This is a genomic window from Anaerotruncus sp. AF02-27 (assembly GCF_003465835.1).
In the GTDB taxonomy this organism is placed as follows: domain Bacteria; phylum Bacillota; class Clostridia; order Oscillospirales; family Ruminococcaceae; genus Anaerotruncus; species Anaerotruncus rubiinfantis.
Genome location: NZ_QSBX01000003.1, coordinates 108,638 through 122,250, shown reverse-complemented (window position 1 = coordinate 122,250; position 13,613 = coordinate 108,638). Strand labels below are relative to the sequence as shown.

Below are 13,613 nucleotides of genomic sequence, written 5' to 3'. Positions count from 1 at the left end.
GTGTCAACTTTTGCTCCGCAGGGCCCCTTTCTTGCCCGTCCAAGAAAGGGGCGAAAGAAGACGCGCGGGGAGATCCCCGCGACCCCCTGCGGGCTGTTTGGTTGCCTTCGGCAAAGACAGCCCGCAATCTGCTTAGACAAAACGATGCCTCCCGCGTTTGGCAGCCTGCTCACGGGGGCTTTCCGCCCCCGCGTCCCCCGGTAAAGAGTCGTCTGCGACGCCCCGTCGCCTTTGGCGCCGGATTCGGGATAAGGAACGCGGGACGGGTTTTCACAACCTTGCGAAAACCGGCTGCGCCGAATAAAGTAAAACAGAGACCGCCGGCCGGCAGTCTCTGTAGGTATCGGGGAGAGCGCAAAAGACCTGCTTGGGTCTGACGTTTCCATCGCGGGGAGCGCGTAACATTGCGTTCAGTCCTGAGCTGACCGTTTGTGGGGAGTGCCCGCGAAGCAAGTTCTGGCAAGGCGTCTGCCAGGGTTTCACAAGGGGACGGCTAGTCCCCTTGTGCGCATTCTTTGGTAACTTTCTTGTGCGCACAAGAAAGTTACTCGTGTGCACGGCGAAACGTGCCAGTGATTCTCAAGCGGCAATGCCGCTTGATTCCCGTGGCGCGGCGAAACGCACAAAGTGTGCATGGCGCAACGTGCCCGTCCCGCGTGACGGGACACGCAAACCCAGTCAGCCCATCACTTTGACCATGACAGCCTTCTGGGCATGCAGACGGTTTTCGGCCTCATCGAAGATCTCATCGGCATGCGCCTCGAACACTTCGGCGGTGATCTCCTCGCCGCGGTGGGCGGGCAGGCAGTGCTGCACCATCACGTCGGGTGCGCAGACCGAAAGCAGCTGATCGTTCACCTGGTAGCCAGCAAATGCTTTGTGGCGCTCATCCGCTTCGCCTTCCATACCCATCGAGGCCCACACATCGGTAAAGACCACATCCGCGCCGGCGGCGGCCTGCGCGCAGTCGGAAGTCAGCTGGAATTTGTCTCCATAGGTTTTGGCGAATTCCAGGACGACCGGATCGGGCTGATAGGCTGCCGGGGTCGCGACTGAAACCTGCATGCCGGTCTTGAGCCCGCCGACGATCAGGGAATTGGCCATGTTGTTGCCGTCCCCGATGTAGCACATTTTCACTCCAGAAAGCCGACCCTTATGTTCACGCACCGTCATGAGATCGGCCAGCACCTGGCAGGGATGCGCAAAGTCGGTGAGTCCGTTGATGACCGGGATCGAGCCGTATTTGGCAAGGTCAGAAACCTCCTGCTGGGCAAAGGTACGGATCATGATGCCGTCGAGATACCGGGAAAGCACGCGGGCGGTGTCCTCGACCGGTTCGCCGCGTCCGATCTGCAAATCGCGCGCCGAAAGGAAAAGCGCCGAGCCTCCCAGCTGCGCCATGCCCACTTCAAACGAGACGCGGGTGCGGGTGGAGGACTTTTGGAAGATCATGCCAAGCGTCTTGCCCTTCAGATGCTGGTGACGGATGCCGTGTTTGAGTTCATATTTGAGCTGGTCGGCAAAATTCAGGATGTCAATGATTTCTTCGCCCGAAAGATCGAGCAGCTGGAGTAAATGTTTCATATTTCGCTCAGCACCTCACTTAAAATTTTCAGTCCGGTTTCGATCTCCTCATAGGTGATGGTCAGCGGCGGGAGCATCCGCACCTTTTCCTTCGCGGGCATGACGATCAGCCCTTTTTCCAAGCATGCGGCGGACACGCTTTTGCTGCTCAACCCGTCAAATGCAATTCCAAGCATCAACCCTTTTCCAACAACGCCCGCTACATGCGGCATCCTGCGCACCTGATTGGCGATGTATTCACCTTTGGCAAGCACCTCATCGAGCAGCTTCTGGTCGATCTGATCGAGCACAGCGTTCGCGCCCGCGCAGACGACCGGATTTCCGCCGAAGGTGGAACCGTGGTCACCCGGGGCAAAGACCTGCTCGCATTTTTCGCCGAGCAGCACCGCGCCGATCGGCAGGCCGCCGCCAAGTCCCTTTGCCAGGGAAACCACATCCGGTTCGATCCCGTAATGCTCATGGCAGAGGAATTTCCCGCTGCGGCCAACCCCCGCCTGCACTTCGTCGTCCAAAAACAGCACGTCATTTTCCGCGCAGAGTTTTGCCGCGCCCACCACAAAATCTTTGTCCAGCGGAATCACGCCGCCTTCGCCCTGGATCATCTCCATCATCACGCCGCAAACGGTGCCGTCCAGCTTGTCTCTCAGGTCGTCCAGATCGCCTGCCAGGACATAATCAAACCCGTCGGTGAGCGGCAGGAATTTCTGATGAAATTCCTCCTGCCCGGTCGCCGCAAGCGCGGTGATCGTACGGCCGTGGAAGGAATTCACCAGCGTAATGATTTTATAACGTTCCCTGCCGTATTTATCGGCGCCGTATTTGCGGGCCGCTTTGATCATGCCCTCAATCGCTTCCGCCCCGGAATTGCAGAAGAACACTTTCTTTGCGATCGTGCGCCCGCAGAGCTTTTGGGCGAGCTCGGCCTGCGGCGCGGAATAATAAAGGTTGCAGATGTGCTGCAGGGTGGAAGCCTGCCGGGTGACCGCCGCCACCCATTTTTCGTTGCAGAAGCCAAGGCTGTTCACCCCGATGCCAGAGGAAAAATCCACATAGCTTTTGCCGTCAAAATCCTTGCAGGTCGCGCCCTTGCCGCTTGCCGCCTCGAGATCGAACCGCGCATAGGTGTTCGCGATATACTGCTGGTCCAGCTCTTTGATTTTCATGTTATTCCACTCCCTTCGTCAGCCCAGGAACATGGTGCCAATACCTTCATCGGTCATCATTTCAATTAAGATCGAATGCGGAATACGGCCGTCTATTATAAAGGCGCGCTTCACTCCGCGGCGCACCGCGTCGACGCAGCAGTCGACTTTCGGAATCATACCGCCTTTGATGACGCCCTGCCGGATGAGCTCCGGCACCTCGCTCGCATTGACCACCGGGATCAGTGTATTCTCGTCGTCCTTGTCGCGCAAAAGTCCCCGGATATCAGTGAGCGAGATGAGGTTCTCCGCATGCAGCTCGGCCGCGATACGGGAAGCCGCCGCGTCGGCATTGATGTTGTAGACGGTGCCGTCCTCCCCGCAGCCGAGCGTCGAGATCACCGGGATGTAGCCCATATCGAGCGCGTCGTGGATCAATTTGGTGTTCACACCGGTCGCCTCGCCCACAAATCCCAGATCCACTTCGCTTTTCACCTTCTGCGCCTGGATGAGCTTTCCGTCGATACCGCAAAGCCCCAGCGCCTTGCCCCCCTGCTGCTGCAAAAGCGCTACCAGGTCTTTGTTTGTCTTGCCCGCCAACACCATCTGCACGATCTTGACCGTCTCTTCGTCGGTGTAGCGCAGGCCGTTTATGAATTTGCTCTCCTTGCCGACAGCTGAGAGCATCTCGTTGATCTCGGGTCCGCCGCCGTGCACCAGAACCACCCGGATACCGACCAGCGAAAGCAGCACGATGTCACTCATGACCGCGGCTTTCAGCTCCGGGTTGACCATCGCGTTGCCGCCGTATTTGACAACAACCACCTTGTTATAGTATTTTTGCAGATAAGGCAGCGCCTGGTTTAAAACGGCGGCCTTGTCGGTATTGCTGATCTTCATATTGCCCACCTCTGTTTTCTCCTGTTTGTATCCCCTTGCCGGCCCCAGCCGTCCACAGGGAGCGCAAAGCGCTGCATTCAGTCCTGAGCTGACCGTTTCCTTGGGGGCGGCTGCGGCGCAGGTCTCGAAGTCTAAGGACGCGGCCGCCGCCTTTGCGAAGCGATCAGCGGCGGTGGGGTTCCAAGGGGATCCCCCTTGGCGTGTTCTTTTCCCCCTTTCTTGCACGAGCAAGAAAGGGGGCCCGGGCGCCTGGAAGGCGCTTTAAGTCCTGTAGTCGCCATTGATCCGCACATATTCGTAGGTCAAATCACAGCCCCACGCGGTGGCCGTTTCACTGCCCTGGTTCATCTCGATCAGCGTCTGGATCTCACTCTCCAGCAGGATCTCCTTGGCTTTCTCCTCGCTGAAATCGATGCCTGTTCCATTTTTGCAGACCGCGATCTTCCCTTTTGAAGAAGCGAACCAGACATCCACCTTGCCGATGTCGAACGCCGCGTCCGCATAGCCGATCGCGCAGAGTATCCGTCCCCAGTTCGCATCCGCGCCGAACATCGCCGTCTTGAAAAGGCTCGAGCAGATGACCGCTTTGGCCACCGTCCTGGCCGTGGCCTTATCCGGCGCGCCGGACACAGTGCATTCAAGCAGCTTTGAAGCGCCCTCACCGTCTCCGGCCAGCTCTTTGGAAAGGGTTCGGCAGACAATCGTCAGCGCCTCGACAAATTTGAAGTAGTCGCCGTTTTCACAGTCGATCTGTACATTGCCCGCCTGGCCGTTCGCCAGCACGGTGAGCATGTCATTGGTGGAGGTGTCCCCATCCACGCTGATCATATTGAATGTCTCGTCCGCCACTTCCTTGCAGGCCTTCTGCAGCATGGCCGGCGCGATTGCCACATCGCTTGTGACAAAGCAGAGCATGGTCGCCATATTCGGATGGATCATGCCGCTGCCCTTGGCGATTCCGCCCACCGAAGCGATCTTCCCGCCGATTTCGAACCGCACCGCGATCTCCTTGCGTTTGGTGTCGGTGGTCATGATGGCTTCGGCCGCGTCGGCGCTTCCATTCTCCGAAAGCGCCCCCACAAGTTTCCCCATCGCGCCGGTGATTGGGGCAAGCGGCAGCGGCTGGCCGATGACGCCGGTGGAGGCGATGACGATATCATCCTCCGCAATGCCCAGCGCTTTGGCGGCGCTTTCACACATCGCGTTTGCAATGTATTCCCCATCCGCGTTGCAGGTGTTCGCGTTGCCCGAATTGCAGAGCACGGCTTTTGCATAACCATTGGCAATATGCGCCCTGGTTACCGCGATCGGCGCGCCTTTGACCTTATTCTGGGTGTAGACCGCCGCCGCAGCGCAGGGAGCCTTGCTGTAGATCATGGCGAGGTCTTTTTTCTCTTTATTTTTCCGGATGCCGCAATGCACGCCGCCCGCGGCAAACCCTTTGGCGGCACAGACGCCGCCGTCCACAAATTTAAAAGGCATATTCTCGGCTCCTCACTGTCTTTAAAATGCGGGCGGCACAATCGCCAGCCCCGCGGTTTCCTCGAGCCCAAGCGCGAGGTTCATATTCTGGATCGCCTGTCCGGCCGCGCCTTTGACCATGTTGTCCAGCGTCGAAACCACGATGAGGCGGCCGGTGCGCGGATCGCTGTGCAGCGAAATATGGCAGAGGTTTGAAAATTTCACATTTTTCAGGTTGGCAACCGAGCCTTCCGGCAGGACACGCACAAACGGTTCGCACTGATAAAACGACTCGTAAAGGCTTCGGATCTTTTTCTCGTCAAAGCCGGGCATGCGTTTCGCATACATGGTCGAGACGATGCCCCGGTTTACCGGCAGCAGGTGCGGCACAAAGGTCACGGTGACCGGCGCGCCGGAGAGTTCTCCGAGCACCTGTTCGATCTCCGGCGTGTGCCGGTGGCAGGCAACCTTGTAGGGAGCGAACGCCTCGTTGCATTCGGTGTAGTGGGTGTTCAGCGCCAGTCCCCGGCCCGCGCCGGTCGCGCCCGATTTTGCATCGATCACAAGCGTTTCCGGATCGATCGCCCCAGCCTTCATGGCTGGCGCCAGCCCCAGGCACACCGATGTGACATAGCAGCCCGGATTTGCGATCAGCTTTGCCCCCTTCAGAAGACCCCGGTGCAATTCCGGGATCGAATAGACCGCCTGCTCGTGCAACGGCTTGTCGGCGTATTCTCCCTTGTACCAGTTTTGGTAATCCGCTTCATTTTTCAGGCGAAAATCCGCGCCCATATCGATGAAGAGCTTTCCCGCGTCCACGCACCGGCGGGCGATCGGCTCGGAAAGGCCATGTGGCAGCGAGCCGAAAACCACATCGGATTTTTCAGCGACGGCCGCCTCGCCGCAGAGTTTGTCGTCAAGGATGCCGGTGAGCTGCGGATAGACTTCACTGATTCTCTGGCCTTCGAAGCTGACCGAAGAAGTTGCCGCAAGTTCGACGTCCGGATGGGTCAGCAGCAGCCGGACGATCTCCAGCCCGGCGTAACCGGTGGCGCCAATGACGCCCGCCCTTATTTTTTTCATAGAACACACACTCCAAACCAAATTCACAAACAAAAACCATCTCGGCGCTTAGGCCCGGATGCCCCCGCGTCCCCGCAAACCTTCGGGAAGGTTTCGCCGAAGCTTTTATTTCGCCGCCGCGGCGAGGAATTCCCGCACGAGCTCGATCTGCTTCCGCACTGCCCGCGGCGCGGGGCCGCCTTCGCTCGTGCGGCCGTTCACACAGGCCATGAGGTCGATCGCCTCATAAATGTCTTCCGAGAACAGTCCGTTCGCCGCCTGGTAGTCTGCGAGCGGCAGCGTCTCGAGCGTGAGCCCTTTTTCAATGCACAGCGCCACCAGCGTACCGGTCGTTTTATAAGCGTCGCGGAACGGGACGCCTTTCTTGGTGAGGTAGTCCGCGCAGTCGGTCGCGTTGATGAAGCCTTTCGCAGCCGCCGCGCGCATATTTTCTTTCAGGACGGTCATCGTCCGCAGCATCGGTGTGAAAGTCGAAAGACTCAGCTTCACCGTATCGACCGCGTCAAAGATGGCCTCCTTATCTTCCTGCATATCTTTGTTGTAGGCGAGCGGCAGCCCCTTCATCATGGTGAGCAGGGTCATCAGATCGCCGTAAACCCGCCCGGTCTTGCCGCGGATAAGCTCGGTCACATCGGGATTTTTCTTCTGCGGCATGATGCTCGATCCGGTTGCGAACGCGTCGTCCAGCTCGATAAATTTGAACTCCCACGAGCACCATGCGATGATCTCCTCCGAAAAGCGGGAAAGATGCATCATAATGGTAGAAAACGCGCTGCAAAGCTCAATGCAGAAATCCCGGTCGGAAACGCCGTCCAGGCTGTTGGCGGCGGGCGCCGTGAAGCCGAGCGCTTTGGCGGTCATCTGCCGGTCGATCGGATAGGTCGCCCCGGCGAGCGCCCCGCTGCCCAGCGGGCAGAAATTCATCCGAGCCGCCGCATCCGAAAGCCGTTTTACGTCGCGGCAGAACATATTCGCGTAGGCCATCAGGTGATGCGCCAATGTAATGGGCTGCGCGCGCTGCAGATGGGTGTAGCCCGGCATGACCGTTTCAAGATGTTCATCCGCCTTGCCGGCAAGCTCCCTGATAAGGTCAAGAAGGAGGCCGGAAACGCTTTTCGTCTCCTCGCGCAGATACATCCGCAGGTCAAGCGCGACCTGGTCGTTGCGGCTGCGGGCGGTGTGTAGGCGCTTGCCCGCGTCACCGATGCGCGCGGTCAGCTCCTGTTCAATGAACATGTGGATATCCTCCGCGTCCGGGTCAAAGAGCAGTTTCCCGCTTTTGAGATCCGCATGGATACCTTCCAGCCCGTCGCAGATCGCTTCCGCGTCGCCCTCCGGAATGATCCCGTTCGCCGCGAGCATCCGCGCGTGCGCCATCGAACCCATCAGGTCCTGTTCATACATCCGTGAATCAAACCGGATGGAAGAATTGAAATCGTTCACCCGGCTGTCGGCTTCCTTGGCAAAACGCCCCGCCCACATCTTCATAGAAAAATCCCTCAGCCTTTCTTTTAGAACAAGCGGCTGTAACACAAAGGGCAAACCTGCCTTTTGTGTTACAGCCCCGTCGTTTGTTTTGTTATTTGATCTTTTTTTCGTCGAGCAGCGCCTTCACCTTAAGCGGCAGACCAAACAGGTTGATAAAGCCCGCGGAATCCGCCTGGTCATACACATGGTCCTCGCCGAAGGTTGCGATCTCTTCGGAATAGAGCGAGTACGGAGAGGATGCGCCCGCGCCGATAATATTGCCCTTGTAGAGCTTGAGCTTGACGTCGCCGGTGACCGTTTCCTGGGTCTTGTCGACAAACGCGCTCATTGCTTCGCGCAGCGGGGTGTACCACTGGCCGTTATAAACCAACTCGCTGAACTTGATGGCCATCTGCATCTTATAATGCTGGGTCTCCTTGTCAAGGCAGAGCTCCTCAAGCGTCTGATGCGCCTGGTAGAGGATGGTGCCGCCGGGGGTCTCATAGACGCCGCGGCTCTTCATGCCGACCAGCCGGTTTTCGACCATGTCGATGATGCCGATGCCGTTTTCGCCGCCGAGCTTATTGAGCTTTTCGAGCAGTGCGACCGAATCCATCTTGACGCCGTCGAGCGCGACGGGCACGCCTTTTTCAAAGCTGACGGTGACATAGGTGTCCTTGTCAGGGGCCTGCTCGGGTGTAACGCCCATCTCCAGGATTTTTTCATAATCCGGCTCGTTTGCGGGATCCTCAAGGTCGAGGCCCTCATGCGAAAGGTGCCAGAGGTTCTTATCCTTCGAATAGTTGGTCTCGCGGTTGATTTTGAGCGGGATATTGTGCTCCTCCGCGTAGGCGATCTCCTTCTCGCGGGAATTGAGCTCCCAGAAGCGCCAAGGGGCAATGATGCCCATATTCGGCGCGAAAGCCTTGATGGTCAGCTCAAACCGGACCTGGTCGTTGCCTTTGCCGGTGCAGCCGTGGGCAATCGCGTCGGCGCCCTCTTTTTTTGCGATCTCGACAAGACGTTTGGCGATGATCGGACGGGCAAAGGAAGTGCCCAGCAGATATTTCCCCTCATAAACCGCGCCGGCCTTTACTGTGGGAATGATGAAGTCGTCGACGAATTCCTTGGTGAGGTCCTCAATGTAGATTTTGGAAGCGCCGGTCTTGATGGCCTTTTCTTCCAGCCCCTCAAGTTCCCCGTCCCCCTGGCCGACATTGGCGGCCACCGCGATGACTTCGCAGCCGTAATTTTCTTTGAGCCACGGGATAATAACCGATGTGTCCAACCCGCCGGAATATGCAAGAACAACTTTTTTATACTTTATCTGCTCCATTTTAAACACCCTCCAGTGGTTAATCATTCATTATGCACCCTATTATACATCATAATTATACAATTACAAGCCAATTTTTGCATGAATATTCATCTTATTCACTTTTTTATTGGTTGCTATTGCACAAAAGGGGGTTCTTTTCCCCGCCTGTAATGCTATAATGGAAGTGAAACATCCGGTAAATCAATCCGAAAGGTGGATTCTTATGCAAAGCATCTCCGTATACGACCTGACGCAGAACCCTTTTCAGCTGATCGGCAAACAGTGGGCGCTCATCACCACCCGCCGCGGTGAGAAAACAAACACGATGACCGCCAGCTGGGGCGGCGTGGGCGTGCTGTGGAATAAGCCGGTGGCCTATATTTTCCTGCGCCCGCAGCGGTTCTCCCGCGAACTGCTGGACGATACCAGCCTTTTCTCAGCCTGCTTTGTCCCGGAGGAATTCCGCAGCCAGCTTGGCTACTGCGGCGCGCATTCCGGCCGAAATGAAGATAAGCTCGCCGCCTGCGGCTTCACTTCCGGCACCCTGGATGGCGCGCCGGTCATCTCCGAAGCGGAGCTGGTCCTCACCTGCCGCAAGCTTTACCGCCAGCAGTTCGATCCCGCCTGTTTCATCGACCAATCGCTCGACGCGGCCAACTATCCAGGCAAGGATTACCACATCCTCTATGTTGCGGAAATCCTCGGCGCCTACCAAAAGTAAATCCCGTCCAAAAGCATAAAACCGGCGCGCAGCTTTTTGCTGCGCGCCGGTTTTATGTCCCCAGGTACGGGTTAATTTCTACTATACCAGAGCCGAAAGAAAAAGTCTATTCTTTTTTTATTTTACGGGTTACAATGGGGATGTGATATCACAAAAAATTACGTTCAGGAGGTCTTTCATGCCTGCGAATTTTGAAACGATCGCCGACTACTACGATATCATGTATGTGGACCCGGCGGAATACCGCGCGGAGGCACAAAAAGCCGCCGCGCTGATCGAAAAATACAAAACCTGTCCAAACCGCCGCCTTTTGGATCTGGCCTGCGGTACCGGCGAGCAGAGCCGCACCTTTGCGGAATCCTTCGCGGTAACCGGCATCGACCTGAGCGAGGAGATGCTCCACGCGGCCGCCCGCAAGGTGCCGTCCGCTGAATTTCTGCCCGCGGATATCTTCGATTTTCACTTTGACGAACCGTTCGGCGCGGCGGTCAACCTCTACGGAAGCATCGGCTTTGCACGGGGTTACGACCAGCTTCGCGACGGGCTGCGGTGCGTGTATGACTGTCTCACGCCGGGCGGGGTTTTTCTGCTCACGCCATGGGCCACGCGGGAAACCTTCCGGGAAGGGATCGTTTCCCAGAGCGGCGAACGGGATGGGATCCATTTCTGCCGGATGGAAACGGTGAAGCGGAAGGCGCCGCAAGCGGTCGAGGTTGAGATGTTCCATCTGGTCGAACAGGACGGGGCGGTCCAGCAATTCCACCACCTTCAAAAAATCACCCTATTCTCCGAGGCGGAATACCGCGCCGCGCTCGCACAGGCGGGCTTTATCCTGCGCGAACGGCTTTCGGAAGCGGAATTCCGGATGGGCGCGTTCGTCTGCACCAAAGCGTAAACAATAAGGGAAGCCCCGCTTTCGACGGGGCTTCCCTTTTATCTGGCGTACTGCGCGACCTTATGCAGGATCTTCACATCAACCAGCGCGTCAAGTACGGTCCCGTCCTCCGCGTATTCCTGCGAAAAGACCTTCCCATCCCGCAAAATCTCATTGATAAGTCCGGTTTTATCGTATGGGATCAGCAGTTTGAGCCGTTTGTGGGTCGGCGCGAGCGCCTTGGCGGTCTTGCGCAGCAGCTCGTCAAACCCAAATCCGGTCTTTGCGGAGATCAGCGCGGTCAAATCGTTCACCGGCAGCGGAACCCGCGCAATCCGGTCGCATTTGTTGAGCACAGTGAGCACCGGCGTATCCTGTACGCCAAGTTCCTGCATCAGCTGTTTGGTCACCTGGATCTGCTCGTCCGCCTCATCCGACGAAACGTCGCAGACGCACCAGAGCAGGTCGGCGTTCGCAGCCTCCTCCAGAGTCGATTTAAACGCCTCAACAAGCTGGTGCGGGAGCCTGCGCACCAGCCCGACCGTATCGACCAGCATGACCGAACGCCCGTCCGGCAGGCTCAGTGCCCGAGAGGTTGGATCAAGGGTTGCAAAGAGCTTATCCTCCGCGAGCACACCCGCGTCGGTGAGCGCGTTCAAAAGTGTGCTCTTGCCCACGTTTGTATAACCCACGATCGCGACGGTGGTTACTCCGTCTTTTTTACGGCGCGCGCGCAGCAGCCCCCGGCGTTTCTCAAGTTCCGCGAGCTGCTCCTGCAAGGACGCGATCCGCCGCCGGATATGCCGCCGGTCGGTTTCGAGCTGACTTTCGCCCGGCCCACGGGTACCGATGCCGCCGCCGAGCCGCGAAAGCGATGTGCCAAGGCCGGTGAGCCGCGGCAGCCGGTAACGCAGCTGCGCCAGTTCGACCTGCAGCTTGCCTTCAGCGGTGACCGCGCGCTGTGCAAAAATGTCAAGGATCAGGGTGGTGCGGTCGATGACTGGAACGCCGCAAGTCTTTTCCACATTCCGCTGCTGGCTTGGGGAAAGTTCGCAGTCGAAAATGACGAGATCCGCGCTTCCCCCTTCGCAGCAGGCGGCGACCTCTTCGAGCCGTCCGGCTCCGATCACTGTCGCCGGGTCAAAGGCCGGGCGTTTCTGTACTACCTTTGCCACCGTCTGAGCGCCCGCGGTTGCGGCCAGTTCTGAAAGCTCGTCGAGCGAGACTTCCACATCATATTCTCCGGTATCCGCCGCGATGAGAATTGCCCGCTGTAATATTTCCTGTTTATTCTCTATCATAGAACCAGTTTCCTCCATACCTGTACGGCTTATTCTTCCTCAATTGGGAGGCTTTCATCCGCGGCTGAACCCGCCAATATATTTTCCAGATTCTTTGCATTGATCATATCGCGTTTATGGTCTAAACTCAATGATAGATCAATGAATTGGATGTGAACAACCGATGAAGCTCTTGCTGATAACCTGTCCCCCGTTAGCACCCTATCTGGAGCGGATGCTCCCGCAAATCCCACATCAGTCGGAAATTTGCCTGCTGCCCGAGGACCTCTGTCAGAATCCCACAGCGGTGCGCGACAAGCTCGCCGGCGCCAAAGGCTGCGACGCGGCCGTGCTGCTGCCCGGCGCCTGCGTCGTGCCGGAAGAGGGCCTGCGCGCCGGAGAAATCCCGCTGGTGCTCCCGCGTGTACATAACAGCGTATCCCTGCTGCTCGGCAGCGCGGCCGCTTACCGCCGCCTGTACAGCTTCTACGACGGCAAGCTCTGCTGGAGCCTTCCCGAAAGCAACCGGGAACTCTTCCTGTCCTGCCCCGCCGCCGAATGCCAGGCTCTTTGCTATCTGGCGGACACCACGCTCGGTCTGCATGACACCAGCCTTTCGGCCCGGATCATTGCCCAGCACAACGACTGGGATTTTTTCCATGCTGAAGGCGATCTTTCGCTGCTCTCCCGCCTGCTTGCGGGCGACTGGCTCGGCGAGGACATTCTGCTTGTGCGTCCCGGCGAGACCGTTTCCCCAACCTACCGGCAGGATCTGCTGGCGTAACGATTTAAAAAGAGCCTTCCGGCCAATCGGCCGGAAGGCTCTTTTTCGCGGCAGGGTTTATGCTTTTTTGTCCGACATGATCTCCTTGAGGCTGGTGGCCAGGCCCGCCAGCGACTGGATCTCGCTCGGGATGATGATCTTGGTCGCTCGGCCGTCCGCCGCTTTCTGGAACGCCTCGAGCGATTTGATCTGCACGACCGTGTCACTGGCGTTCGCTTCGCTCAGGATGCGCAGCGCGTCGGCGTTCGCTTTCTGAACCAGCGCGATGGCTTCCGCCTCGCCCTGCGCCTCACGGATTTTCTGTTCCTTGACACCTTCGGCACGCAGGATCGCGGACTGTTTTTCCGCTTCGGCGCGCAGGATCGCGGATTCCTTCTCACCTTCCGCCACAAGGATCTGGCTGCGTTTTTCACCTTCGGCGCGCAGGATCGATTCGCGGCGTTCCCGCTCGGCCTTCATCTGTTTTTCCATCGCGTCCTGGATCTCACGCGGCGGCAGGATGTTTTTGAGTTCGACGCGGTTGACCTTGATGCCCCACTTGTCGGTCGCCTCATCCAGCGTGGCGGTGATTTTCGAGTTGATGACATCGCGGGAGGTGAGGGTGCTGTCAAGCTCCATCTCACCGATGATGTTTCGCAGGGTGGTCGCGGTCAGGTTCTCGATCGCGGAGAGCGGCCGCTCAACGCCATAGGTGAAGAGCTTGGCGTCGGTCACCTGGTAAAAGACAACCGTATCGATCTGCATGGTGACGTTATCCTTGGTGATTACCGGCTGCGGGGCAAAGTCCACGACCTGCTCCTTGAGCGAAACCTTCTTGGCGATGCTGTCGAAGAACGGCACCTTCACATGAAGGCCGGTTTCCCAGGTTGCAAAGTAGCTTCCGAGGCGCTCGACAACATAGACGCTCGCCTGCGGGACGATTTTGATATTTGAGACGATAACGATCAGGACAAACAGGATCAGTACAATCAGTACGATCGGCCAGATAAGAAACTCCAT

The 13,613-nt window shown here is 57.9% G+C and carries 12 protein-coding genes; 3 read left to right on the top strand and 9 right to left on the bottom strand.

Annotated elements, in window-relative coordinates:
- Window positions 1-678 precede the first annotated feature (678 nt).
- The 7 genes from argF to DWV16_RS04285 all read right to left on the bottom strand — a co-directional run bounded on the left by argF (window position 679) and on the right by DWV16_RS04285 (window position 8,973).
- Window positions 679-1,584: an ornithine carbamoyltransferase gene (gene argF, locus DWV16_RS04315; protein WP_066455467.1), complete on the bottom strand. Its 906-nt coding sequence runs from the start codon at window positions 1,582-1,584 to the stop codon at window positions 679-681.
- Complete coding sequence (locus tag DWV16_RS04310) at window positions 1,581-2,747, bottom strand: aspartate aminotransferase family protein (RefSeq protein WP_066455468.1); 1,167 nt, start codon at window positions 2,745-2,747, stop codon at window positions 1,581-1,583. The genes argF and DWV16_RS04310 overlap by 4 nt, the downstream gene beginning before the upstream one ends.
- An 18-nt stretch (window positions 2,748-2,765) precedes the next feature.
- Window positions 2,766-3,626 carry an acetylglutamate kinase gene (gene argB, locus DWV16_RS04305; RefSeq protein WP_118477978.1) on the bottom strand — a complete coding sequence of 287 codons (861 nt, stop codon included), beginning with the start codon at window positions 3,624-3,626 and terminating at the stop codon, window positions 2,766-2,768.
- Between the two features lie 261 nt (window positions 3,627-3,887).
- A complete protein-coding gene (argJ, locus tag DWV16_RS04300) occupies window positions 3,888-5,108 on the bottom strand; it encodes a bifunctional glutamate N-acetyltransferase/amino-acid acetyltransferase ArgJ (RefSeq protein ID WP_066455481.1) in 1,221 nt (406 codons plus the stop codon).
- Window positions 5,109-5,129: 21 nt separating this feature from the next.
- Window positions 5,130-6,170, bottom strand: coding sequence for an N-acetyl-gamma-glutamyl-phosphate reductase (gene argC / locus DWV16_RS04295; protein ID WP_118477897.1), 1,041 nt, complete (start codon window positions 6,168-6,170; stop codon window positions 5,130-5,132).
- A gap of 105 nt (window positions 6,171-6,275) precedes the next feature.
- The gene (gene argH / locus DWV16_RS04290) at window positions 6,276-7,658 is read right to left on the bottom strand and encodes an argininosuccinate lyase (RefSeq protein WP_118477896.1); all 1,383 of its coding nucleotides are present in this window, start codon (window positions 7,656-7,658) and stop codon (window positions 6,276-6,278) included.
- Between the two features lie 91 nt (window positions 7,659-7,749).
- Window positions 7,750-8,973, bottom strand: a complete 1,224-nt coding sequence (locus tag DWV16_RS04285; RefSeq protein WP_066455490.1) for an argininosuccinate synthase — start codon at window positions 8,971-8,973, stop codon at window positions 7,750-7,752.
- A 205-nt stretch (window positions 8,974-9,178) separates the two neighbouring features.
- On the opposite strand from DWV16_RS04285, the gene DWV16_RS04280 reads away from it, so the two are divergent.
- Together DWV16_RS04280 and DWV16_RS04275 are read left to right on the top strand one after the other, a co-directional pair.
- Window positions 9,179-9,676, top strand: a complete 498-nt coding sequence (locus DWV16_RS04280) for a flavin reductase family protein (RefSeq protein WP_066455492.1) — start codon at window positions 9,179-9,181, stop codon at window positions 9,674-9,676.
- Window positions 9,677-9,854: 178 nt separating this feature from the next.
- Window positions 9,855-10,571 (top strand): class I SAM-dependent methyltransferase, encoded by a 717-nt coding sequence (locus DWV16_RS04275; protein WP_066455494.1) that lies wholly within the window; start codon window positions 9,855-9,857, stop codon window positions 10,569-10,571.
- Between the two features lie 38 nt (window positions 10,572-10,609).
- On the opposite strand, the gene hflX is transcribed toward DWV16_RS04275, so the two are convergent.
- A complete protein-coding gene (gene hflX, locus DWV16_RS04270) occupies window positions 10,610-11,851 on the bottom strand; it encodes a GTPase HflX (protein WP_118477895.1) in 1,242 nt (413 codons plus the stop codon).
- 163 nt (window positions 11,852-12,014) lie between these two features.
- Here hflX and DWV16_RS04265 point away from each other — a divergent pair, with 163 nt between their 5' ends.
- Window positions 12,015-12,614 (top strand): DUF1638 domain-containing protein, encoded by a 600-nt coding sequence (locus DWV16_RS04265; RefSeq protein ID WP_066455499.1) that lies wholly within the window; start codon window positions 12,015-12,017, stop codon window positions 12,612-12,614.
- Window positions 12,615-12,671: 57 nt separating this feature from the next.
- Here the strand turns inward: DWV16_RS04265 and DWV16_RS04260 are convergent, their stop codons facing one another.
- Window positions 12,672-13,613, bottom strand: a complete 942-nt coding sequence (locus DWV16_RS04260) for an SPFH domain-containing protein (protein ID WP_066455502.1) — start codon at window positions 13,611-13,613, stop codon at window positions 12,672-12,674.